The 26,146-nt window shown below is 39.5% G+C and carries 15 protein-coding genes; 2 read left to right on the top strand and 13 right to left on the bottom strand.

All coding sequences use genetic code 11. From position 1 onward, the window contains the following. Positions 1 to 180 precede the first annotated feature (180 nt). A complete protein-coding gene (gene flgL / locus EAL44_RS05810; protein ID WP_121075734.1) occupies positions 181 to 2,667 on the top strand; it encodes a flagellar hook-associated protein FlgL in 2,487 nt (828 codons plus the stop codon). 81 nt (positions 2,668 to 2,748) lie between these two features. Here flgL and EAL44_RS05815 read toward each other — a convergent pair whose 3' ends face one another. The 13 genes from EAL44_RS05815 to EAL44_RS05875 form a co-directional block, all read right to left on the bottom strand. Then, entirely contained in the window at positions 2,749 to 3,768 is a 1,020-nt protein-coding gene (locus tag EAL44_RS05815; protein ID WP_001215714.1) for an aliphatic amidase, read from the bottom strand. Between the two features lie 195 nt (positions 3,769 to 3,963). Beyond that, positions 3,964 to 5,643 (bottom strand): bifunctional chorismate-binding protein/class IV aminotransferase, encoded by a 1,680-nt coding sequence (locus EAL44_RS05820; RefSeq protein ID WP_121075737.1) that lies wholly within the window; start codon positions 5,641 to 5,643, stop codon positions 3,964 to 3,966. Beyond that, positions 5,644 to 6,516, bottom strand: coding sequence for a DUF2156 domain-containing protein (locus EAL44_RS05825; RefSeq protein ID WP_121075740.1), 873 nt, complete (start codon positions 6,514 to 6,516; stop codon positions 5,644 to 5,646). A 12-nt stretch (positions 6,517 to 6,528) separates the two neighbouring features. Further along, positions 6,529 to 6,831, bottom strand: a complete 303-nt coding sequence (locus tag EAL44_RS05830; RefSeq protein ID WP_121075743.1) for a chorismate mutase — start codon at positions 6,829 to 6,831, stop codon at positions 6,529 to 6,531. A 4-nt stretch (positions 6,832 to 6,835) separates the two neighbouring features. After that, complete coding sequence (gene lysA / locus EAL44_RS05835; protein WP_121075745.1) at positions 6,836 to 8,053, bottom strand: diaminopimelate decarboxylase; 1,218 nt, start codon at positions 8,051 to 8,053, stop codon at positions 6,836 to 6,838. A gap of 47 nt (positions 8,054 to 8,100) precedes the next feature. Beyond that, complete coding sequence (gene imaA / locus EAL44_RS05840; RefSeq protein ID WP_121075748.1) at positions 8,101 to 16,803, bottom strand: immunomodulatory autotransporter protein ImaA; 8,703 nt, start codon at positions 16,801 to 16,803, stop codon at positions 8,101 to 8,103. 47 nt (positions 16,804 to 16,850) lie between these two features. Further along, positions 16,851 to 17,324, bottom strand: coding sequence for a DUF4149 domain-containing protein (locus tag EAL44_RS05845; RefSeq protein WP_121075751.1), 474 nt, complete (start codon positions 17,322 to 17,324; stop codon positions 16,851 to 16,853). Between the two features lie 12 nt (positions 17,325 to 17,336). Continuing rightward, the gene (gene bioV / locus EAL44_RS05850) at positions 17,337 to 17,855 is read right to left on the bottom strand and encodes a pimelyl-ACP methyl ester esterase BioV (protein WP_121075755.1); all 519 of its coding nucleotides are present in this window, start codon (positions 17,853 to 17,855) and stop codon (positions 17,337 to 17,339) included. A gap of 2 nt (positions 17,856 to 17,857) precedes the next feature. After that, the gene (locus EAL44_RS05855; protein ID WP_121075758.1) at positions 17,858 to 19,510 is read right to left on the bottom strand and encodes an AAA family ATPase; all 1,653 of its coding nucleotides are present in this window, start codon (positions 19,508 to 19,510) and stop codon (positions 17,858 to 17,860) included. Further along, complete coding sequence (gene mtaB, locus EAL44_RS05860) at positions 19,497 to 20,753, bottom strand: tRNA (N(6)-L-threonylcarbamoyladenosine(37)-C(2))-methylthiotransferase MtaB (RefSeq protein WP_121075761.1); 1,257 nt, start codon at positions 20,751 to 20,753, stop codon at positions 19,497 to 19,499. Before mtaB ends, EAL44_RS05855 begins: the two co-directional genes overlap by 14 nt. Then, complete coding sequence (locus tag EAL44_RS05865) at positions 20,750 to 22,333, bottom strand: mechanosensitive ion channel family protein (protein ID WP_121075765.1); 1,584 nt, start codon at positions 22,331 to 22,333, stop codon at positions 20,750 to 20,752. The genes mtaB and EAL44_RS05865 overlap by 4 nt, the downstream gene beginning before the upstream one ends. Beyond that, positions 22,324 to 23,355 carry a 3-dehydroquinate synthase gene (gene aroB / locus EAL44_RS05870; protein WP_121075768.1) on the bottom strand — a complete coding sequence of 344 codons (1,032 nt, stop codon included), beginning with the start codon at positions 23,353 to 23,355 and terminating at the stop codon, positions 22,324 to 22,326. The genes EAL44_RS05865 and aroB overlap by 10 nt, the downstream gene beginning before the upstream one ends. Before the next feature lie 4 nt (positions 23,356 to 23,359). Next, entirely contained in the window at positions 23,360 to 24,796 is a 1,437-nt protein-coding gene (locus tag EAL44_RS05875; protein ID WP_162970382.1) for a COG3400 family protein, read from the bottom strand. A gap of 56 nt (positions 24,797 to 24,852) precedes the next feature. Here EAL44_RS05875 and tgt point away from each other — a divergent pair, with 56 nt between their 5' ends. Continuing rightward, entirely contained in the window at positions 24,853 to 25,968 is a 1,116-nt protein-coding gene (gene tgt, locus EAL44_RS05880; RefSeq protein ID WP_121075776.1) for a tRNA guanosine(34) transglycosylase Tgt, read from the top strand. Positions 25,969 to 26,146: the final 178 nt, after the last annotated feature.

The following is a 26,146-nucleotide window of genomic DNA, read 5'->3' on the forward strand; positions in this document are numbered from 1 at the left end:
CTAAAATTTAACTTTAAATTGAGGTTAAATCCACATTAAAAGAATTTTTTTACTCAAAAACCCCCCATTTACCCCGCCATTATTAACCCGCATTGCCCCACTCAAACCACTCACAATTGCTATTAACTTGTTTTGGAATACTTTTAGCTTGTTTGTTAAAAAACCAATAAGGATTTGATCATGCGCGTTACCTTTGGCTCAAAATACAACCAAATGAATAATTATCAAAACGCTTTACAAAATAAAATCAACGACGCTAACACGCAGATCGCTTCAGGGCTAAAAATCCGTTATGGTTATCAAAACAGCGACATTAACAACCAGAATTTAAAATTCCAATACGAAGAAAACACCTTAGATCAAGGCATTGATGTGGCGCAAAACGCTTACACTTCAACGCTCAATACCGACAAGGCCTTGCAAGAATTTTCTAAAACGATGGAGGCGTTTAAAACCAAGCTCATCCAATCCGCTAACGATGTGCATTCAGAAACTTCTCGCGCCGCTATCGCTAACGATTTAGAACGCTTAAAAGAGCATATGATGAATGTTGCTAACACCTCCATAGGGGGGGAATTTTTATTTGGGGGCAGTAAGGTGGATAGACCTCCCATTGATAGTAATGGGAAATACCATGGCAATGGCGAAGATTTAAACGCGCTTATTAGCTCTGATAACCTTGTGCCTTATAATATCAGCGGGCAAGATTTGTTTTTAGGCGCGGATAAAGACAAACACAAACTCATTACCACCAACATTAAATTATTCAATCAAAACAAGCTCCACCCTGATGTGATGGACGCTTTAGAGCATTCTTCATTGCCTGAGGAAGTTTTTATTAAACCCAGCGATACCTTGCGAGAACTCATCGGCGATAACGATAAAGACCCCACCAATGACCCTAAAGAATTTTTTTATTTGCAAGGCGTTAGGCCTGATGGCTCTAGTTTTAAAGAAAAATTCGCGCTCTCTAAAGCCTATCAAAACAAAGAGAGCGCGACTAAAGTGAGCGATTTGTTGGATAAAATCGGTCATGCTTACGGGAACACTTCGCAAAATAAGGTCGTGGATGTGAGTTTGAACAATTGGGGGCAAATTGAGATCAAAAACCTAACGCCTGGCAGTGAAAATTTGGATTTTCATTTGATTTCTAGCGATGGGGATTTTGATGATTTAGACGCCTTACGATCTAGTGGTAAAAGGGTTACTGAATACGTCAAAAGTGCGTTTGTAACGGATAGGAGTTTGAGCCAAGTTAAAGCGGTGCCTAACATGTATAATCCCAAGGTGCTTGAAATCCCTAGCGTGTTTGTAACTAAAGACAATGTTTTAGCCAACAAAAACACTAAATTGAGCGAGATTTTTGGCGATAGCGTGGAAACTTTAAAAATCAGTGCTAGCCGTTTGGACGATACAGGTGCTATTAAAATCCCAAACCTCCCTGTTTATTTGGATATTCCCATTCTTTTAGACATGAAAAACTCTACGATTAAAGATTTGAAAGACGCGATTAAAGAACGCTTCAATAATGAAGTGGATGTGGAAATTGCAACGAACGGGCGTTTGAGGATCATTGATAATTCTTCTAAAGAATCGCCTATTTCTTTGGCTTTAAGCACCCTAGATCAAAAAGGGCTAGAAGTGGCCGGTATCCCCACTAATAACGCGAGCGAATACCAAAAAACCTATTTCAATAAAGAAGGGGCCAAATTAGAAAGCAATGTCGCTCAGATCGCTCAAAATGGCGCGGCTAATGGCTCTACTAAACTGAGTGAAGTCTCTAAAGGGAGTTTAGAAAATAGCGTTTTTAACATGAAATTAAACGATGTGAATGGCTTATTTTTGGAAGCGCAAATAAACTTGGATAATAATGGGGCTTTTTTGAGTTTGCCTAATGGCGTTAAAATCCCGCTTTATGACCCCACAACCGCTGATATTCAAGCGTCTAAACCCAATGAAGTAACTTATAGGCAGCTCATGGATGCGATGAGTATTGCGCTCAATTACAGCAATACTGATCCTGCAATCTACCAACAAATCAGCGATAACCCTACTTCAAAAGAAAGCAAGGAGCGATTCATTGAATTATTAAAACAAGCTAAAGACAACCTTTCTGTTAATTTGAATGAAGAGGGAAAAGTCATTATCCAAGACAACATGCATTCCAACACCAAAATGCAGTTCATGCTTTTTGATAAAGACGCGAATGATTTTTCTCAAAACGCCTTGCACAGCGACAAACCAAGCCTTAAATTAAACGCTAATAACGCTCTCATCATTGACAAGCCAAGCGTGAATTTTTTTGATCAATTAGAAAATATCATCACTTCGGTAAGAAAAGGGATTTATCGCCCGGACGCTTTAGGGGATACTTATTCTAGCGACATGCGTAATTTAGGCATTCAAAACGGCATCACCCTTATCGATCACTTGAGCGATCACATAGAAAAAATGATCGCTAAAAACGGCGCTCATGGTAAGGCGTTTGAAAACATTATCAGGCGTAATGAAGTTTTAAAAACGCAAGTTCAAAGCATTCGTGGGGAAACGACCGGCACGGATATGGCAGAAACTTACAATAAATTTTCCAATCTCACTAACAACTATAACGCCGTTTTGGCCTCCACGAACAAAATCAATAATTTGTCTTTAACGAAATATTTGTAATCTTTTGGTGGTTTTTAAGCGTTCTAAAAAGAAGGATTAAAATCGCTTTTAGCTTCTGTGAAGCCCCCCTCCTTTTGCCCCTTATTTCGTGGGCAAATCGCCTACAGGACAAGCGGCCACGCCCACGCTTGGGCGAGTGAATTTTTCTACATTTTCTTGAGCTTTTTTGGGGTCATTAACCCAAGTTTTATAGAACTCAAAAGGGCATTCCGCCACACCCTTATCCCCATCGCCACTAGCAAAAACCCCACTATAGCCTCTGTGTAAGAGTTTGAAGAGTTGGTTTTGGCTTTGGTCGTATTTTCTCGCATCACGGATTTGTTGCACAGAAAGTTGAGCGTATTGAAGACCATTTTCTTCTTCCCCACATTCGCCCAGAGTATGCCCGTCAAAACCAATAATGCTAGAATGCCCGAAATAGGAATACACCCCATCAAAGCCGGTCGCATTCGCTACCGCTACATAACATTGATTAGCCCACGCCATGGCTTTCACTATCGCAATTTGTTGCTCCTTAGCCGGATACATGTAGCCTTGACAGCGCACAATGAGTTCCGCCCCACGCATTGCGCAATCGCGCCAAATTTCGGGGTAGTTCCCATCATCGCAAATAATCAAAGAAACTTTCAAGCCCTTAGGCCCATCAACCACATAAGTTTTATCCCCAGGATACCAGCATTCAATAGGGCACCAAGGCAAGATTTTGCGGTATTTTTGCACGATCTCACCCTTATCATTGACAAGAATCAAAGTGTTATAAGGATTCTTTTTAGCTTGCTCATGTTTTTCCCCTGTCAAAGAGAACACTCCCCAAACCTTGTTTTTCTTACAAGCCTCAGCAAGGATCGCGGTTTCTTCTCCAGGAACGCTCGCAGCGGTGTCAAACATCTCTTGTCTGTCATACATAATCCCATGCGTGCTGTATTCGGGGAAAATAATCAGATCCAACCCAGGCAAACCCTGTTTGACCCCACCAATCACCTTAGCGATATTGCGACAATTTTCCAACACTTGTTCTTTAGTGTGGAGTCTAGGCATCTTATAATTAACTACCGCTACGCCCACAGTATCGGGGCTGCTACTAATATCTCCATGTCTCATGTTATGTTCCTTATTTTTTTTGATGAGAGTTCCCAAAAACCCTCTATTGGATTTATAAAATACTTGTGTAAACGGATTTATAACGAATATGAAAACTTTAATCATTATGATTATTATGGGCGAGTTTTAACTTTTTTGCTCTATTTAATAACCTATTTTTAAAAAATGAGGTTTTAGGCACTTCTATTTTTATGGTTATTTTATTTTCACTTCCACTAAGCCATATAAAGCATTGATGCAATAAATTTTGTCCGCTCTTTGCAAATCGTGTAATTTTAAGCTAGCATGCTCAACAAGACCCTTTTTTAACAATCCCATAACACCCGTCCCGTTTAACGCGCCCGCGCTAAAATAAGGGGTTAAAAGCTTGTTATGGATTTCTAAAATAAGATTGCTCCTAGCGCCCTCAGTGAGTTCTAAATCCTGGTTATAAAAGATTTCATCAAAAATAATGCCTTTTTTAATGAGCTCTCGAGCCTTTTGATAAAAAGGGGCGTAAGTCGTCTTATGGTATAAAAAATCATTGTGTTTGTCAATAGGGGCTTCACTCAAACGGATTTCCAGGCTTTTTAAAGGCTCTAAGGTTTTATATTCTTTAATGAGCTTGCCCTTTTTGTTGAGTAAAACCCTTAAAACCCCTTCTTTTTCCAATTCAAAATCTAAAAGATTGTCATCGTATTTAAAGTTAAAGTATTGGGCGCTATGCATTAAGCGTTCTTTATGGGCGTTTTTATTGTTAATCTCTAATTTTTGATCCCTTTTGATAATTTTCATCGTCTCTATAATCTCAAATTCTATTTTGGGCACCACAAAAAAGGATTTTAAAAAGCTCTCTTCATATTCTTTTAGCGCTTTACTTTGATAAGTTACCCCACTCCCTACCCCCAAATGCAAAAAATCTTCATGCGTTCTTTTTTCTAAAGTGCGGATAGGCACGCTAAAAAGGGCTTTTTTTCCTTCAACCATGCCTATCGCCCCGCAATACACCCCCCTAGGGCGTTTTTCTAAATCTTCAATGATTTGCATGGTTTTGATTTTAGGGCATCCGGTCACAGAGCCGCAAGGGAACAACGCCTTAAAAACCTCAAACAAGCTTGTTTTTAGGGGCAATTGAGCTTCAATCTCGCTTATCATTTGATACACGCTCGGCAAGCTGATGATTTCAAACAATTGATTGACTTTCACGCTATTTTTTAAGGCCAAGCGGCTCAAATCGTTACGCAATAAATCCACAATCATCACATTTTCGCTTCTGTTTTTGTCATCATTTTGCAAAAACAATCGGTTTTTTTCATCTATCAAGGGGTTATTTGAGCGAGCGATCGTGCCTTTCATGGGTTTTGTAATAATCTTAATCGCTGTGTCTAAAAACTCTAATTCAAAAAACAATTCCGGCGAAAAGCTTAAAATACTCCCAAACTCATTTTCTATCAAAGCCTTAAAAGGCGTGTTTTGGTTGTGTACCACTTCCTTAAAAACGCGCTTTGGTTTGGCTTTAGTGTCTAAAAATAAATCCATTGTGAGATTCACTTGATAGGTATCGCCGTTTTTGAGATGTTCTTTAACGGCTTTAAACTGCTTGAAATAAGTTTCTTGATCTAAAGAGCTGTGGATTTTAGGGTAAAACGCATGCTCTTTTAAAGGCTCTAAAGAATATTTTTTTCTTTCTAAAAATTGTTCAAAATACAAAAAAGGGGTTTGGCTTTGAAAAATTTCATCTAAAAATGCTAAGCGTGCTTCATATAAAAGATACCCCACAAAATACCCCTTCCCCCTATTTTGAGAGATGAAATCCAGGGCGTTTTTAAGCTCATTAAGATTAGTGGCAGTGAGTTTTTTAACGCTTTTTTGATATTTAAAATCCCCAAAAATCATTTAATTTCTAGCAACCGCTTCGTATTTGTCTATCAAAAACACCGGGTTATAGCTCATTTTAGACCTTCTTAAGCCCTCTAACCCTAGATCTTCTTCTCTGTTAGCGTAAGTTAGATGGCTAAATTCATTCAAAAGCAATTGCTGGTTGATGATTTGATACGCGCCTGCAATATCTGTGCGGGCTTTTTCAATGTGGATGAGCACGCTCTCTTCGTTTAAAACTTCTCCAAAACTAAACGAGACTATTTCCCCATTAACCCTAACAAGACCCCCTTTCACATCCAAGCTTTCATAATTTTCTAACACGCTTTGAATACCCTTATTTTCGTTGATTAACCCTATATCATCGGTTTGGTTTTCTAAAAACCATTCTTTGGAGGCTTCTAAAACTTCCTTTTTATTTTGAGGAGAAATTTTTTCATAAACAAAATTCGCATAATTGGTTAAAAACTGGTTCAGGTGGTTTTTTTTCTTATGGTATTTTTTCCCTTTGAGCGCGATCAATTCTTCAATAGAATAAACATAATCGCTCCTGTCTCTGTTGTAAGTGAAATCAAACACCCCTACAAAATTGTCTTTCAAATCGTCTTTTTGCTCTAAAGTCAGGGAGTGGAATCTTAAATTTTTTTCTAATTTCAAAAGCTCTTTTACGCATTCATGCGTATTCTTGCCGATAGGGTAGAAATAAAAGGGTTTTTGATTTTCATAAGTGGTTTGAATCACCAAACAATCCTTAATCACCGCCACTTGAATAAGCCTTGCGTGCTGCCATAAAAAACAATTCGTAAAACTCACATCCGATAAAACGATTTTTTGAGCGCTTAAAAATCTTGAAAACAAGTCCTTATGTGCTAGGGTAATTTTTTCAAACATAACAACTCTCTTTTATTTTTTTAACTCTTTGAGGGCGTTTTCTTGAAATTTTCTAGAAATCTTAAAAACCTCTGTATAAAAACCCGTAAGAATTTCTCCATTCAAATGTTTGAAGTCCCTTTGGCTGAGTCGTTTTAAAATTTCTCGCTCTCTTTTAGGGCAATAAATGGGGCTTTCTTGGGGGCTTTCTTGTTTGATGAGAGCGATTTTTAAAGCGATTTCTAAGCGTTTGTCTAAAAGATCGCTCAATTCATTATCCAGCGCATCAATTTCAGCCCTTAAATTTTCTAAAAGACTATCCAAACTTTTTTGCATCTAATCAAACCCCTTTTAAGCCTTCTTCTTCTAGCCGCCATAAATCTTCTAAAACCTCTCTTTTTCTTATCACTCTGATTTTGTGATCTTCTAGGGCTAATTCTAAGAGTTTGGGGCGCGAATTGTATTGACTGGCCATGCTAGAGCCATAAGCCCCAACCTTCTCAATCGCTATTTTATCGCCTGGCTCTAATTCTGGCAAATTGGCGTCTTTTAAAAAAGTGTCGCTGCTCTCGCACACAGGCCCTACCACATCGCAAGGCGAGATCTTACGACCCTTAGAGGGCGTTATAACCCTTATGGCATGCTTAGCATGATACAAACTGGGGCGTAAAAAATCATTCATGCCCGCATCCACAACCACAAAGCGCTTGTTTTGAGCCTTTTTTTCATACAAAACCTGCGTGATCAATTCCCCACTCTCAGCCACGATCGAGCGGCCCGGCTCACAAATAATGGTCAAATCCAAGCCTTGAAGCGCGTTTAAAATCCCTTGCGCGTAATCATAAAGCTTGATCGTTTCTTCATTTTCATAGCTCACGCCAATGCCTCCGCCCACATCAAAAAAACGCAAATCTATCCCTAGAGCGATCAAAGATTTAGCGATTTTAGCCACCTTTTGGCTCGCTTCTATAATCGGCTCTAAATCTAATAGCTGTGATCCGATATGAAAATGCACGCTAACAGGCTCTAAAAACGCGCTTTTTTTAGCCCAAAGAAACATTTCCAAAGCCTCTTTTTCTCCCACGCCAAACTTGTTTTCTTTCAAGCCGGTAGAAATATAAGGGTGCGTTTTAGCGTCAATGTTGGGGTTGATTCTAATGGAAATCCTGGCCTTTATCCCTAAAGATTGAGCGATTGTTTCAATCGTTTTTAATTCCATAAAACTTTCTACATTCAAAAATAAAATATTGAGTTTTAGGGCTTGTTCTATTTCAAACGCGCTCTTACCCACCCCGCTAAACACAATCCTATAAGGCTTGATCCCGGCTTTTAAAGCCCTATATATCTCGCCTATGGAAACGCAATCCGCCCCGCTCCCTAAATGGGCTAATAAAGAGAGGATACTCAAATTAGAATTCGCCTTTAAAGCGTAGCAAATCAAAGATTTACGCCCCTTAAACGCTTCTTTATAGCTTAAAAAAGCCTGTTTGATTTTGTCAAAATCATAGAGGTAAAAAGGGGTTTTGTGAGTTTGAAACAGCTCTTCATAATTAAACATGGAAAAACCTAACCATAAAATTTAAACGAAGCATTATAGCAAAAAAGCTAAAACGCCACTCGCATGCCCACATTCCCGGTTATATTAATGTCTTGGTATTGCAAGCCCATCTTAAGCCCCACCCCTGCATTCACATACATCAAACGCCACAAATGCATTTCGCCTCCTGTGATCACGCTCGCAAAAGTGTTGAAAACTTCCCCCTTGCGATACAATAAAGTGTTTCCGCCCACAAAACGCACCACATTATCGCCTTTAGATTTGATCAAAAGATCCCTACCCAATCTCGCCGTTACAAAATAATAGGAATTTTGACCAAAATATTTACGGCTCTCCAACCCCATGTTGAGCGTTAAAACCGATTCGTTAGAGGGGTTTGAATGCATGAGAAATTGTTTGTAAGCGGCATCATTCATTTTGCCTTTCATCCCGCTCAAGCCTATAAAATGATAGCTCACGCCCACTTGAGGTTTTAGCACCACGCTTTTTTGTTTGAACATGAAATCATAGCCATAATTCCCGTTCACGCTCGTTGTCCAGGTGTTGTAGTTGTAGCGTTGGTTCAACACAGAAAGCAAGGGATTAGAAGAATTGATATTAGTTGCATGGCCTCCATAAGTTTCATTCGCGCTCAAAGTGAATTCGTTTCTTTTTAAAAAAGCCCTCGCATACATCCCCACATCCACATTATTACCCAAAGAATGCATGATATTCCCATTAAAGTCGCTATAGCCATAAGCCACATAACCCCCAAGGATCACATTTTTAACTAACCTGTCATAGCCCATGTTCAAGCCATAAAGCGTGCCATTGCCCCCAGAAATAAAGCTCGCTCCTCCCACCCCTTGAACCCAAAGGTTATTTGGGTGTTTGCTAAGTTGAGAGTATTTGACAAAAACCTCTCCAGGGTTAGGATCGCTAAAACGCTTGTTTTTAAGCTCTAACAAAGAAAAATCAGACTCTCCCTCTCTAGCCCTAAAATCAGAGAGTTTTGTCAAACGGCTGGTTTGTTGGGTGTAACTCGCCAATTCTAAAAGGTTGGTAGCGTTATTTCTAAAATTAGGGTTAGAAATCAAGCTTGCGGTGTTTTGAAGATCTTTTGTTACGCCTAAGATTTCATTCAAAGAGTGGTTTTTTAAATAAATCGGCGCAAAAAGCGGGTTTTCTTTAGTGTCCATCATCAATGTTGAAAGCCACTTGATAGCGTTCCCCCCAACAGCTTCAATTTGATTGAGCGCGCTTTGCCCTTGAATGCCCGCAATGTAATCTTGTAAGGTAGGGGGGGTAAAATCCATGATCTTGTTGCCATAAGACATTTTAATCTGGTCATAAAGGACAGAAAGGCTTAAAATATGGTTTTGAGAGGCGTTGTTTGAGTTAGGCAACGCTACGCTTAATAATAACCCCTTATCTTGCAATAAAACCCGTTGGCCCAAATAAGTCAATACGCCGTTTTTTTCCTCTATGTGGTTCCCGTTGATATTGATTAAAGTATAGAGCTTCAAATACGATTGCAAGCTGTTGGGGTTGATATTGTAATCAATGTAACGGCTACTTTTTAATAAAGTGTAAGTCGTGTTATTGGCCATGCTGTTATTGATGTTTATAAAAGGCGTTTGGGTGGCGTTGAGATTGATCACACCTCCTGCTTGAATGAGTGGATTTACAGGCGTTTGAGAATTTTCTAAATTAAAATGGATCGTTCCTAAATTATTCAAAGCCCCCCCTACTTCTAACCCATAAATCCCAGTGCTTAAAGAAGCGTTTGAAGCGATTGCTAAATTTTGAAGCACCTCTATTTTTTGCGTGGCGTTGTTGTTAAACGCCCCTTGAATGTTTAAGTTATTCGTTACAAAGCTAGCGTTTTTCTCTAACACCGCTTGGTTGGAAATCGTGAGGTTGTTGGCTTGGAATTGAGCGTTATTGTAAAGATACAGGTTTTTAATGTTTGCAGAACCTTTAATCTTTGAAAAATCAACCACCCCATTAGCGTAAATATTGCCTGAAAAATTGAAATCATTCGCCGTAACCATCAAGCTCTCATCGTTATTGTTCAAAGCGATTGGCGCGTTATTTGACGCATTACTAGAAGAAGCGCCATTTACGCTTTGGGCGCTAAGCACGCAAGGGTTTGTAGCGTTAGCTGTCGTTGGATCGCTTTGTTGCGCGCAACTAGCGTTGATAAACAGATCGCCTTGAGATACGGAAACATTGTTACTACCGGCATTAATCTTAAGGCCGTTGCTAGCGTTAAGCATGGTGATGCTAATGTTAGAAACTTGATTAGACAATAATTGAAGCGTTCCAAAATGGTTAGTGAAAGCGATACGATTGTTTCCGGCAAAAATGAGCGAATTCCCTGCGTTAAAAGAGAGAGTGCCTCCATTGGCGTTAGAGAAAGTGGAATTTTGCACAAAAACATTGCCTTGCGCGTTGAAATTAAAATCCCCTTTTTGCCACACTTGACTCAAGCCATAGGGAGCGAAAAGCCCATTTTTACCAAGATTAGGGATCAAATCCCCCAAACCTTGTTCATAAACAGGCCCTAAGCCTTTAGCCGCTAGGACTTTGTCTAAAACGCTTTTAATCTGCTGGTTTTGCAGCAAGCTTTCTAAAGAATTGAGCGTGTCTTGACCTAAAAATTCGCCAATCATTTGCTTGCCTAAAGCCACTACATCGTTTTGTAAAGCCTTGCTCGGTTTGACAATATCTTGCAACACCACGCTGATCACTTGCCCTATATCATTAGCGGAAATAAAGCCGGTGATCTGATTGAACAACCCTTTTTTACTCAATAAATCATTGATGGACATGCTCCCTATAAGCTTTTCAGGGTTTTGCAAATCAATACCCCCTAGTCCGGCTAATCCCCCCACTAGCCCGGTCCAAAAGCCTAATTTTTGTCTGATCAAATCCTTAATCGCCGTGTTCAAACCGCTATCGTTCATGAGGTTATCAAAGTTATTCTGCCCCAAAAGTTGGCTTAGGGTTTGATTTTTTTGTTCAGGCGTTAAATACCCCCCAATCACACTACCACTCCCTAGCGTATTTACTATCAAATTCCCTAATCCCCCAGCTTTATTAATGGATTGCACCGCCACTTCGCCCAAAATATTAGCGAGCCCGGCTTGATTGAAAACCTTATTGATGCCATCTTGGCCTAGCATGCTAAAAATCCCATCGGTTTGCGAGCTTACGATATTAGCCTGGTTGAGAATGAGCGAAGTTTGGCTGTTAAAAGTTATGCTAGCGCTCCCCCCAGTCCCCCATGCGTTCCCACTCCCTAAAGTGCCGGTAAGATAAATTTCTTTAGCGTTAAAAGTCGTGTCAATATAGCCCAAATCAGCCGAGCTGGACTCCAAAAGCTGCCCTAAATAAGTGCCTCTAAATTTTTGGCACACAATGTCGGTGTAATCACAAGGTGTTTGATAGCCCAAGCCCCCAAAAACTAACGCGCTATTGGTGTCTGTTTGCCCTATTTTAGTCGCTCCTATAATCAAAGCGCCGTTATTGAAATTTTGCACCACCGAATTGTTTGCGTTATCAATAAACTCGTTAATGTTTTTCCAATCGCTAGGCGTGATGAGTTTGGTAAGCTGGTTTAATGCATCGCCTTTTAAATCGTTCAAACTTGAAAGCGAAAAATCATTCCCTAATATCTTTTTGATTTCAGGGTAGAGTTTGAGAGCCATTTGCCCTAACGCTTTGATATTACTGAAATTATAGCCCTTGTTATAGACGTGCAACGCGCTGATAGGGTTGCCTTGCGCGTTATAGGTTTGCGAAGTGACAGAAGACTCAGAGCTTAGATTGTTATTTTTCGTTGTGTTATTACTACCACTGGCTTGATAGGATTGGTTTGGGTTGTAATAGCCTTTCACGCTGCTCGTGAGATAAAACACGCCTTGTGCGTCATCGCTATAAGAATACACGCCGTTAGCGTTGTTATAAACCTTTTGGTAGTTAAAGATTTCAGAGCCAATGTTATAGAGCGTGTTTTTAATACCCGGGATTTGAGAGAGTGTAACGCTTAGTTGGTTATTTTTAAAGCTCTCGGTGATTTTTAGGGCGTTATTAAGGGGGTTAGTGAAACTATAAGTTTGGTTTTTAGCATCATAAATCCCATCATTGATACGCATGCCAAAGAAGCTGATACGCTCATACCAATTATTATTCATGTCCGCTTGAATGATGTTATACACACGATTTTTATTGTCGTTTAGATCGCTTAGTAAATCAATGTTAGCGATATTCAAGCTCCCTTGATCGCTAAAAACAAGCTGGCTGTTTTTCAAATTCAGCACGCTGTTATTGTTAGGGTTTAAGAGGTTGCCTCCTAAACTCAAGGGCGCTTTAACATCAAGGGCTTGATGGAAAGTGATGGGGCTTTGAGAAAAAGCGTTATCATAGAAATTAAACGCCGTGTTAGAGGTGATAGCGCTAGAGCCTTGAAAATCTAAAGAAGAGTTATTGCTTAAATTAAACTGCCCTCCTAAAGAGACCGATCCCTTAAACACGATAGAGGAATTATTCAAACTCGTAGTAATATTCGCTGAATTGAAATTAACCGCTCCGTTAAAATTAAGGTGAGAGCCATTACTCGCAATCAAGCTCGCATAATCGTTGATCGTGGCGTTGTTGGAAACATTAATGGCACTTTGGTTGAGGTTGAGCGAGCTGGTGTCGTTCAAATTCAAATCGCCTTGAAGTTCTAAGGTTGAATGGTTGCTCGCATTGATAGAGGCGTTTTGAGAAAGATTGATCGCATTGGCTTTAATACTGCTTGTCCCCACTGAAACGCTTAAATTGGAATTGTCAAACAACACGCTTTTAGCTTGTATTTGATACAAACCAGAGCTTAAATTAGAGCTGTTAGTGAAACTGATCGCATTAACGGCATTGAATTTAAAAACAGATTGCGTTGCCCCCACATAGCCCCTAAAAGAGCTGTTAGAAAAATCCAGATTCAAAGCGTTGAAACTAAAATTAGGGTTGCCTTTATTTTGTGCGGTATCGTCTATAAAATAGGAGTTTTGAGCCTGAATGTTCGCGCTGTTAGAAACAAAATTCATAGACGAGCTTTGCGTGCCAGCGGCGCGGTTATACAAAGTCGCGTTCGTTAAAAGAATGCCTTGAAGCCCGTTAAAATTGAGGCTCGCACCCCCACCGCTAGAAATGCGGTTCCCGCTTTCAATGCTGCCGGTGATGTAAATCTTTTGCGCTTCATAATGCCCTGTGATAAAGCCTATGCATTGCAAATTCCAGCAATGCCCGCTCGCATCATTACTCCCTGCTCCCTTATTGTCCCCAAAGCGAATGATCACATTAGATTGCGGCGCATCGCTTACGCTCGTCCATATATTTTTAGCCCCAAAAACGATCGCGCTGTTTTGCCCGGTGAACGTTTGAGAAAATTCCGCTTTAGTGAATAGAGTTTTCCCGCTCGCATAAAAATCAATGCTGTTGTCGTAATAGTAAATGGTGTTGTTTGCATTCCCTAAATTATTGTTATAGCTGTTAGGCATGTAGGTCATAAAACCGACAACATCTTTATAATATAAGTGATCCGATTTTTCCATATCCACATAATCAAACACCATGCCAACGCCCAAACGCCGGATAGAAATGCTGTTTTGTGAAAAAACCTCTTGGAAATTGTAGGTTTGGTTGTTGAAAGAATACACCACATCATAAATACCATTACCCGCGCTAGAGACGAGTTTTTCACTGCTAGCCCCATGCCCTTGGTAGTTGATGAGCTGCCACAGATTTTTACTAAAAGCGTTGTTGTATTCAATTTCTTTAGAAGAGCTTACAAGGGTGATAGGGTTGCCATTAATGATAGCTTCATCAATATTAATCACCGAATGAGCACTAAAACTAATCGTCCCATCGCCAAAAGACAAAGGAGCGTTTAAATTTTTTAAAGTGATGTTATTGAGAGTAACTTTCCCTTTCACGCTCGTGTTTGTGGGGCTATTAAACACCACATTATCAAAAGTTGCATTCCCTGCAATATTCACAGAGCCGGTATTATTAAAATTAGCGTTATTTGGAGAGCCATTACTATTAGTCCCAAAAACAGCGTTCCCGGCGATTTGCAAATTTGAATTAGCGTTAGTGAAATCCCCCACAAACGAAGTGGTTGCGTTAGAGTTATTGAAATTAAAAGAAGCGCTGTTGTTAAAGTTAGCGTTATTGAACGAAGCGTTTTTTGCGCCAATCTCAAACGAACCGCTATTGAACTGGTTGTTATTTGAAAAATTCAAGCTATCACCGCTGAATTGGTAACTCCCTCCATTAAAGTTGGTGTTTTCAAAAGTCGCTTGCCCTGCATTGAAAATGAATTTCCCGTCTTTGGCTTGGTTAGTGAAAGTGGTGCCATACACGGAAAGTTTGCCGTTAGCGTTTAGCCCACTCAAATTCTGCAAATTGTCCATGCTTTGCGTGGAAAAAGTCATAGAGCTTGAATAAATCCCGGCGTTATGTTGCGTGATAGTAGCGTTAGCGATATTGATACTATCTACCCCATTAAAGACCAGATTGGCTGCCCCACCGGTGCCTATACGATTGCCAGAACGCAGATTCGCTGTGATATACACATGATAAGCGCTATAAGTGCCATTAGTCGTGCCTGTGCATTGGTAATAGGGCCAAGGCCCGCAATGCCCATTAAGAGCGCTCCCTGAAGTGTCCCCAAAAGACACCGTGCCGCTAGAAGAAACGCTATTTCCAGTCCATGTTGCGTTATACCCAATCACCAAATTACTATTATTCGCGCTAAAGGTTTGCTTAAACGAGTTGGTGTAACTCCCCCATATTTGAACGCTCGGCAAGTAATAAGTCCCGCTCTCTGTAAAATTTTGAGATTTAGGAATATAATATTTATGATCATACCAAGGCATGTCAGCATTAATATAATTTGAAGCGGATAAGTCAAATTTGGAGCCGTTAATAACAGGGGGTGGCGTGTAAGTCCCGCTCTCTAAAGCTTGGATAATAATGGAATTAGGGCTAAAAGTTTCTTGCAGTTTGTAGATAGTATCCCCTATTTTGTAGCCCACTTGATAGACTTGCGTAGAGTTTGAAGAGGATTTAGGGGGCGAAGAGTCAGTGTTTTTAGATGTTGCAGCGCTTTCGCTCAAAAGCTGCCCGGTAACCCCATTGTAAGTGATTATCTCCCACAAACCTTGAGCGAAACTTTGCGGTTTTGAAGAGCTTTCATTCGTTTTTAAGGCGTTTGTCAAACCATTGATTGCATGGTTTAAAAGATGATTGTAAGTGATCCCACCGCTAGAGTTTAAAATCGTTACGCTCTTCTCGCTCCCTAAACTTGTGAGGTTGAAAGTCGTCCCTTGAGTGAGAGTGATTTTAGAACTCCCAAAATCAAGGGTTGATCCATTGTTCAAGTCATTCTTACCGCTTAAAGTAACGCTACCGATAACACTCATGTTGTTTGTATTAATAGAAGCGTTGAATGTCGTGTTGTTAAAACTCGCGCCCTCATTAATGGTGATTTTACCGGTATTATTGAAAGTGGCGTTATTAAAGGAAGCGTTTTGGATCGTTAGTTGGTGGTTTGAATTGTTAAAGGCTTGTTGAAAGTTCACAAAGCCCTTAAGAGTGGTAGCGTTACCACTAAAAGAGCTGTTTTCAAACAGAATTTGGGGGTGCTGAGCGCTGTTAGCTGGATTAGTTTGGTTATTAAAAGTAAAAGTCCCCCCATTAAAGGAGCTGTTTTGGAAAGTGGCTTGATTCTCAAAAGTATAGGAAGCATTACTAAACGAAGCGCCATTAAAAGAGCTTGTGCCTTTAAAATTAAAACTACCGCTATTAAAGGCGGTATTATTGGTAGCGCTAAATCCTTTATTGAAAGTGAATGCCCCCCCATTCCATTTCGCCCCGCTAAAAGTAGCGTTCTCTTCAAAAGTGAAACTGCCGCTTGCATTGCTAAAGGTCGTATTAGTAGCGTTAGTCGTCCCTTTAAAAGAATAGCTAGGCCCTGAAGTGGAGCAATTAGCCCCTACACCAACGCTAGCTAAAGAACTGCAAGTATCCCCACTTAAATAAACCGAATTAATGGTAATGGTGCTGTTAGCGTTGCCTATATTCACTTGCGAAGTTTTATACGCACTGATATTGGAATTGATAGTAACCTTATTAGCGTTCAAGTTTAAAGTGGCTATTCCCGTGTGCGTGCCCGCTCCCGATCCCACACGATTGCCCACTTCTAAAGTGCCGTTTAAATTGATTGTGCCAACCGTAAATGTTACATCATCTTTACCTTGATTATAACCTTGATACGAAGTGAAACTATTAGAACCGCTTAAATCTAAAACAACGCTATTGCCTAGATCGATCGTGAGATTGCCCCCAACATAATTGGTAAAACCGCTTAAACTATAAGTCCCCGTTTCATTCCCATTGCCCACAGAAATAGCTTGATAGTTTTGAGAAGACAAGTAGTTAGCGGCATTTCCAGCATCATAGCCTTTATGATTTGCCCCCCATACATTCCTTAAACACCCTCCAAATTCCCACCATGAGCAATACTGAATGCCCTTAACCCAATGCACATACTCACCCCCCACTTTTGGGTTTAACAAATCCCACAGATTATTATTCGCATACACCCCACTAGCAAACCCGCTGATGAGTAAAGGTGCGAGCCATAAAGGACGCTTTAAGATTGTTTTTTGATTTTGATGCAATCGTTTTATCTTTTTTGGTTTCTTTTTAAATTGTTTCATTTAAACGCTACCTTCTCATTTCCTAGATAGTAAAACCTCCTCTTTAATCAAACCACACTTTTTCCAAACAAACGCCAAAAAAACAAAGCACACACCAGCACAAACAATTCCTTAAACAGCCATTCGCTTTGAGTGTGCAAGCGGGCAAATTCAGTGCTTTGAAGCGCAACTTCGCCTATTTTTTGAGCGTTTAAAATATAAGGCGTGTAATAAAAAACAAAGAGCAAGCACAACGCCCCTATCGCCACACCAAGGATCAAATACACTAACGATCTTTTATAATAAATAAACGAAACGATTTCATACAGCAACACCACAAAACCGATCGCGCCTAAAACATAATTGAAACGCACAAAGATTTGCGCCATGAGTTTCCCGCTCTCAAAGGGAGTCAGATTCAATTCAGGCAAAATGCTTGAAGCTTTGAAAACAATGGGCGCAACTATCGCTCCTAAAATAATCAAAGAGCCGCCCAAAATACCTAAAATAAGCAAATACACCCCTAAACTAATTTTTTTCATCTTCCACCTTTTTTAAGATTTTTGCAACAAATGGTTACAATCCTTAAACTGCCACACTTGAACTAAGGGCATAAAAAATTCTAAAAGGGCTTGAATGTCAGTGATTTTATCTTTTAAACCGATAAACACTTCAATCTTCACGCCTTTTTCTAATAAAAATCTGATTATACGATCATTATACTTGTAATCCAATAAAAATTCTAATTCTTCTAAAGAACCCATTTTTTTAAAACGCTCCAATTGAGCGCTCAATCCCGCTTCTTGATAAAAGTTATCCATGTAGCTTTGCGGGTCTTTTTGAAACGAAGAAAGTTGCAAGCGTTTGAACGCCAAACTCTTATGCGCTAACATGCAAGGCGAAAACAATAATAAGGAATGGATGCGCCGCTGTTGTAAGACTTCATTATAAGCGTATTCTATCGCCTTAATCGCTCCCATAGAAAATCCTGAGACATCATAAGCGCCTTTTAAAAGCCACTCTTCAAACAAAACGCTTTCATTGATAAGCCCAAAACCACTAAAAAAACGCATTTTCACCCGTTCAACAAATCATACAAATTAGAATGTTCTAAACATTCTTGCTCCAATAGTAGAGCGCTCAACCGCTTACAAGCTGCAATTTGCGGTTTTAAAAACTCCAATTGCTCTTCATAAAGAACGCTTAAAGACTCTTTTGTAGGGGTTAAAAGAAGCTCGCTAGCCATAAATTCATTCAAAAATTTCGCTTTTTGCAAGTCTTGTTTAGACAGACTATAACGCTCCTTATAAAGCAACTCTAAAATAATCGTCCCGCTCAAATACACTTTAATGTAATTTTTAATCTCGCTTTCGCTATGGATTTTATTTTCATTAAAAGCGATAAATTCCCCTAATAATGGCGCTTTATCAAATTCAATTTCTAGCCAATACGCGCCCAAGGCTTTCGCGCTTTGATACAAAGCGACTAATTCCTTTTGGTTTTCGTCTAAGGTTTGGGGCTTTTTCTTGCCGTAAGCGATCTTGTCTTTCACTTCTAAAATGTCGCTCTCAGTGATTTCGTTTCGTTCGTGTTTTAGGGCGTTTAGAGTGCTTTCATTGATTAAAGTCGCTAACATCGCTCCGCTAAAACCCACGCAAATTTTAGCGATCTTAAGATAATCTAGCGTGTGCTTTTTGTTTTCTAAAAGCTTTTCTAAAATGCTCTGCCTTTCTAGTAAATCCGGTAAAGAAATGAAAATACGCCGATCAAAGCGTTTGCTCCTTAATAGCGCTTCATCCATCACTTCCATTTGGTTAGTCGCTCCTATCACCACCACCTCATCGTTTTGTAAAAACCCATCCATTTCGGTTAAAAGCTGGTTGAGCGTGGCCTCTCTTTCATCGCTCCGATGCCCTCCCCTAGCCTTACCCAAAGCGTCAATTTCATCAATGAAAATAATAGAGGGGGCATGCCTTTTAGCGTGCATGAAAAGTTCATGCACTTTTTTAGCCCCAGCCCCCACATAAATTTGAGAAAACGCGCTCCCGCTTTCATAAAAAAACGGCACTCTGGCTTCACTCGCTAAGGCTTTAGCGATCATGGTTTTCCCCACTCCAGGAGGCCCAATTAAAAGCACGCCTTTAGGGAGGAAAATCCCTAAATCCTGGTATTTTTTAGGGTTTTTTAAATAATCTATCACTTCTAGTAATTCTTCTTTGACTTCATCCACCCCTGCAATGTCTTCAAAACGCACCCCTAGCGCATCGTATCGCTGGAATGCATTTTCTAATTCGTTTTTGTGTGCGCTCTCTAAACTCATTTTAGTGTCCAATCGTTTGGGCAAGCGCCAAAAGATCCCAAAAAGCATGCTAGAAATGAAAAAAAGCAACGCTAAAAAGATTTTAGAAACCTTATTTAAACTTTCTCGTTTTTCTATGGGCATGCTTTCTGGGATTTTATAAGCCCTTAAAAAGGCTTCTTTGTTGGTCTTGTAAAGACCCTTGTTAGCATAAAAATAATTTTCATCTTCAATTAGAGTTTGCTTAGGGTGGGATTGGATCACATAAAAAAAGTCCTTACCCGATATGAGCCTAGAAACATCGCTCAAAACTAAAAAAAGAAGCAAACAAAAAGTAAGGATCAAAAACCCTAACGCCAAAACAAGCGAGCGGTTTTTGATGCGTTTAAAGGGAGCGGTGAGGTTTTCTAAAAATTTAGAAAACGGCATGGTTTTCCCTCTCCTTAATTTCATACTCTTTGATTTCTAAAAAACTAGCCCTTAAAGGCTTATCGCTTTTGATTTTAATGGGGTTAAAAAATTGATCTAAGGCTTTAAATTCGCCGTCTTTTTGCGCTTCCACTAAGGCTCTTAGGGGCGTATTGAGCTTGAGCTGCAATTGCCTGAACGCCTTATTTTTATGAAAAATCAAATCTTTGATCGCATTCAAACGCTTTTTAGAATCTTCCAAACTCACGCTATCACGCATCAAACTAGAGGGGGTGTCTTTTCGTTTGCTGTAAATAAAAGGGTGGATGTGCGTTAAAGGCAAGCCCTCTAAATTTTTAAACGCCTTTTCAAAAACGCTTTCGCTCTCGCCCGGATGCCCCACAATAAAATCCGTGCCGATAGCAAAATTCTTAGAAGCGATTGTTTCTAATAATTCCCTATCGCTTTTGGTGCGGTTTCTTCGATTCATCCTCTCTAGCATGAAATCATGGCTGTGCTGTAAAGCGATATGCAAATGTTTTTCTAAAAAATCCTCTTCTAAAAGCTCTAAAAATTCATCGTTGATTTGATTAGGCTCTAAACTCCCAATCCTTATGCGTTTTAATCCAGTAATCTGGCTTAATTTTTTAATCAACCTTGCGATATTGCTTCCTTTATCTTTCCCATAGCTCCCCACATTGGTGCCGGTTAAAACCACTTCTTGAACCCCTTTAGAGCATAAAAGGCCCACTTGCTCTAAAATCTTCCTCTCTTCAAAACTCCTAGCCCTCCCTCTCACGCTTGGGATAATGCAATAATTGCAATCAAAATCACAGCCTTCTTGGATCTTGATAAACGCCCTGGTTTTTCCCACAAACTCGCTCACCATCGTGGTGTCTAAATGCTTGTTTTCTAAATTGTCATCTATAAAAAAACGCTTTTTTTCTTGTAGAAGCGCGTTAATCTTTTCTTTATTGTCATGCCCAAAAACGCCCTTTAAAAACCCTTTTTCAAAAAGCTCTTTGCCTTGAGTCTTCACCCCGCAGCCAGTAAATAGCACTTCTTTATTTAATCGCGCCATTTTTTTAGCGTAACTCCTTACCGCGCTATCGGCCCCATTAGTCACGGTGCAAGAATTGATCACAATAATATCGGCTTCTTGTTCTTCTAAAGTCGCGCTAAAATCCTTCAAATTCTCGCCCATCACTTGCGTGTCAAAAAGATTCGTCCTGCACCCAAAAGTTTTGAAATAGACTTTTTTCATTTTTGTTCCCTTTTATTCCCAAAACCATCGCCTAGAGCATCAGCATCCACTTTAAGCAGCTTGCTGGTCGTATAAGCGATATGGATATTTTCTTCTTTCAAAAAAGCTTCAACGATTTCAGCCACAATCTTGCTCCTTAAAGACATGGTTGCATACGAATTGGTTTGATACCACACCGAGATCTTTATCCCGTTATTTTCAGGCATCAAAAAGCATCGTGGTTTCACGCTCAAGCTCCTTAAAGAATACCGGTCGCGCATTTTATTGAGCTGTTTATAGGTAATATCCGTGTATTCTTTAGACAATTCCGTAGCGATGTTGAGCGCAATTTTAGAAGCTTTTTTAAAATCAGAATCAAATGTAACGCAAAAATCCACCCCATCCCAAACCGTTTTCATCCCAAAATGGCTGTAATTGGCAAACATGGTAGTGAAAATGTAATTATTAGGTACAAAAATAATCCGACCCGCTCTTCTGTTGTTCGTGTAAGTGGTGAAAGTTACATCTTCTAAAATCGTAATGTGCAACATAGAAATATCCAACACATCGCCAATAAAAATATCCGTCCCCTTAGCGATACGCACCCTATCGCCCACATGCACGCTCCCTCCAATCAAAATAATAAACCACCCAAGCAAGCTCATAAACAAATCTTTCATCGCGATCGCTAAGCCCGCGCTCGCAAAGCCTAAAACCGTTACCAAGTAAGTAACATTTTCTAAATAAGAAAAGAGAAAGATTAAAATAATCACGCTCACATTCACGAAGTTAATGGCTTTATTCACGGTATAGACGCGCTCATTATTTTCAATGTATTTACTGGAAATGATTTTTAAAATCCACGCAAACACCACGCTCAAAAGGGCCGCTAAAAACACATAAACCAATTTAAAAAGCTGGTTTTTAACTTGAGATTTGACAATGCTTATAGCTTCATCGCTGTCTTTTTGGAAAATCCCGATCGTGGTTTTTAGAATGTTTTGAGCCCCTTGCAATTCTAGTCGTTTGGCTTGGGTTTGATAAATCTCATCGCTTAATTTCGCGCTTTTATCCAAAGCGTGCCACTCATTTAAAAGCTGGTGTTTTTGATCTAAAAGCCTTAAAACTTCTTCTAAAGTAGTTTGGTTGCTTTTAAGATTCTCATGCTTTAAACGCATGCTTTTAATGAAAGAAATGCCATCAATGATCGCAATAGGGTTAGCGATATTGGGGATATTGGGGATATTGGGGCGCTCTATCAAGTCCTTAAAAGGATTGACCCCATAGCTTTCAAACATTTTTTGTTGGGACTCTAAAGCCTTTAAGGTGTGCTCTAAGGTGCTAATCTTTAATAAATCCTTGCTTTTTTTATTTTTTAAGTGCCTTAACTCCTGTCTCACGCTCTCTTTTTCGGTATAAATTTGGTTGTAGATCTTGTAGTTTTCAAATTTTTTCAACCACACATTATTGTCTTTGGCGAGTTTTTTATCCACCAAAGCCATTTGTTTTTGTATGGACAATAGCTCTTGGCTTTTGTTTTGGCTTTTATCGTCTGCTTGCAACAACAAAAAACAAAAGAATAACAATACCCTTAATGCCATTTTTCTAACACCTTTAAAATCGTTTCTTTAGGGATATGAGAGGCAACCTCAAACGCTCCAACGCCTTTAGGCAGAATGAATTTGATTGTCTTATTCTCGCTTTTTTTGTCTAAAAACAAGCGTTCGTAAAATTTTTGAAGATCAAGGATTTTGTAATTGAATATCAAATCAAATTTTTCCAATAAATTTTCTATGCGTTCGTATTCTTTTAGAGTGAGCATGCCTAAAGAAAGAGCTAGATCATTCGCCATGCGCATGCCAATAGCGATCGCTTCGCCATGCAAAAATCGCTCATAATCAGTCTCTTTTTCTATCGCATGCCCAAAGGTATGCCCATAGTTCAACCCAGCCCTGATGTTTTGCTCTTTTTCATCTTGCATAACAACTTGAGCTTTGATACTGACGCTTTGGAAAACCACTTCTTCTAAACAATCTTTTAAATCCTTTGTTTCCAATCTTTCTGCCAAGTTTTTATCAAAACACACCGCCATTTTAATGATTTCAGCCACCCCTGCTTGAAATTCCCTTTTTTCAAGGGTTTTTAAAAAAGCCAGATCAATATAAACCGCTTTAGGCTGGTGGAACGATCCGATTAAGTTTTTGCCATAAGGCGTATTGATCCCTGTTTTCCCCCCCACGCTCGCATCCACTTGAGCGAGTAAAGTCGTAGGGATATTAATAAAATCAATCCCCCTAAAATAAATACTGCTCGCAAACCCCACCATATCGCTTATCACTCCCCCACCAAGGGCTATCATTAAAGAATGGCGGTTTAATTGCATTTCAAAGGCGTTGTTCAAAATCCGCTCTAACGAATGAAAATTTTTGTATTTTTCTCCGGACTCTATCACGCACACTCTGACTTCTAAGGCTTTCAAGCGCTCTAATAAATACGATAAATGCAACCCAGATACGATGCTATCGCTAATGATGAGCGCTTTTTGTTTCAATTTTATTTCAGGCAGTTCCCCCAAAAACACTTTATAGCTTTTTTCTTTTAAAGGGATTACAATTTCTTGCATTCTTTCACTCCGCTATGGGGATAAAAATTTGAGGGTGATCATCGTTTAAAAACGCTAATTTTTCCACTTTAGTGGATAAAAACCACAAATAGCGCGTTTGCGTGATACACTCTTCAAAAGGCATGAAATGCAAAATGGGATTTCTTAAAGAATTGAGATACATGATAGGATTTTTAATATCGGTTTGAAAAATCTCAATCTTGCGGTTAAAGGTGTTGGCTAAATTTTCGTAATGATTGACAATCTCGTTTTTATAGCGCTTGTTAGGGTCAAAATCATAGAGCAACAAGCCCAAATCCATTTGCATAGACACATCAAAAATCACTGAAGACATGTCTTCATTAATGCTTAAACTTTCATTCAAAACCACAATGCTTTGAGTGGTTTTAGACAGGCCAGAAGTGTTGGTTTTATAAACCGGGGTGGCTGTTTTGTGCAAGGCTCTTCGGTGTTTTTTCAAGAAAAAAAGCTCTCTGCCTACCACGATTAAGCCCATTTTTTTTTGGTGGTCTTCATGGAGTTTTTGGATAAAACTTTTCCCATAAAAATCAAAATTCACTTCAATGCTTTCGGTTTCTAACGCTAAAAATTTATGATAAAACTTAGGGCTAGTGGGGTGTAAAACCTGAATGTAGAGTTTGTAGCTCTTTAAATGTTTGTGCAAAAACAAGGCTTGATACACATCGCGCATCATCGCTTTTCGGCTTTGTAAGCGCATATCAATGTATAAATAAATGCTCTTACCAAAGGGGGCTGGAAACTGCCCCACATTGCTTTTGACTTGATGATACACCGCGTTTAAAATTTCCGGATTGCCCGCCACTAAAAGAATGTCTCGTGGTTGGATAACCAAAGACTTAGTGGAAAGCAACAAAACATCGTTACGATAAAGCCCTACAATCCTGTATTCTTTTTGCCTGATAGAGCCAATATGCCTGTAAGCAAAAATGCTCCCAAAAGGCACATCAATCTCCATGATCTCGCCCTTGCCTAACCCAAACTCTCTAGGGGTGCTAGGGATATTAGGCAAACGAGAAATGAATTTATTGGCTAAAACTTCAAATTCATCAATCAAAATAAGCTTTTCATCTTTATTTTCTCCATTGTTTTCTAAAGTTTTTTCGCTATCTTTTTTCACGCTCAAAACCACACGCATGCGTTTGAAATGGGTTTGAATGATTTTATGAATGATGCGTTGCTCTTTAAAATCTTGTATGATTAAAAACGCATCGCTCACCTCATCGTTTAACACCTGCAAAAGCCTGAAACTGGAAGTCGCATCAAAACAATAAAAAGCGAAAGTGCTTGGGTAGTTTTTAGGGATAAGGCTCTCATCTTTGACAACCACTATATAAAAATTATGATTAGAATAATGCCTTAGCACCAAGTCTAAAAAATTTTTTGCTACAATGCCATCTAAAATAAGGGCGATTTTCTTCAATTCCAAACTTCCTAAAAAATGATTACGCCATTATATCCAAGATTAAGGCTTAAACGATGGATTTTCACCTCCAAGCTACTGACAAACACGCGCGAGCTGGCGTTTTGAATTTAGCTCATTCTCAAGTAGAGACACCCATTTTTATGCCAGTAGGCACTCAAGGCTGCATCAAATCTTTAGACGCTATGGATATGCAAGAAATTTTAGGCACTAAACTCATTTTAGCCAACACCTATCACATGTATTTAAGACCGGGCGAGAAAGTAGTTGGACAATTAGGAGGCTTGCATCGTTTCGCTCAATTTCAGGGGAGTTTTTTAACCGATAGCGGAGGGTTTCAAGCCTTTAGCTTGAGCGATAACATCAAATTGCAAGAAGACGGGATTGTTTTTAAATCCCATATTGATGGGAGCAAGCATTTCTTCACGCCCGCTAAAGTTTTGGACATTCAATATTCTTTGAATAGCGATATTATGATGGTTTTAGACGATTTAGTGGGCTTGCCCGCTCCCTTAAAACGCCTTGAAGAATCCATTAAAAGAAGCGCTAAATGGGCGAATCTTAGCCTAGAATACCACAAAGAAAAAAACCGCCCCAACAACAACCTTTTTGCCATTATCCAGGGCGGGACGCATTTGAAAATGCGCAGCCTTAGCGTGGGATTAACGCATGAGGGTTTTGATGGCTATGCTATAGGCGGTTTAGCGGTGGGGGAAAGCGCAGATGAAATGCTAGAAACCATCGCACACACCGCCCCCTTGCTCCCCAAAGACAAGCCTCGCTACTTAATGGGCGTAGGCACGCCTGAAAATATCCTAGACGCTATCAGTTTGGGGGTGGATATGTTTGATTGCGTGATGCCCACCAGAAACGCCAGAAACGCTACCCTTTTCACGCATTCTGGCAAAATTTCTATCAAAAACGCACCCTATAAATTGGATGATACCCCTATTGAAGAAAATTGCACCTGTTATGCTTGCAAACGCTATTCTAAAGCCTATTTGCACCACCTCTTTAGGGCTAAAGAACTCACTTACGCTCGTTTAGCCAGTTTGCACAATTTGCATTTTTATTTAGAGCTAGTGAAGAACGCTAGAAACGCCATTTTAGAAAAGCGGTTTTTGAGTTTTAAAAAAGAATTTTTAGAAAAATACCACTCTTGTTCGCATTGAGTGGTAATAACTAAAACTTTTTAATTTTTTTAAAAAAATAGGATTTTTAACTTTATTTTTATAGTAAAACTCATTTTCTTAAGGGGATAGGGGGGTATTTTGCGCTTAACTCTCCCCCTTAACCTCCTTAAAATCCCCTAACCCAAGAAGACCGCCTTAAGAAATTATCGCTTGATTA

Origin of the sequence: Helicobacter pylori, assembly GCF_003637685.1 — a bacterium.
In the GTDB taxonomy this organism is placed as follows: Bacteria; Campylobacterota; Campylobacteria; order Campylobacterales; family Helicobacteraceae; genus Helicobacter; species Helicobacter pylori_CJ.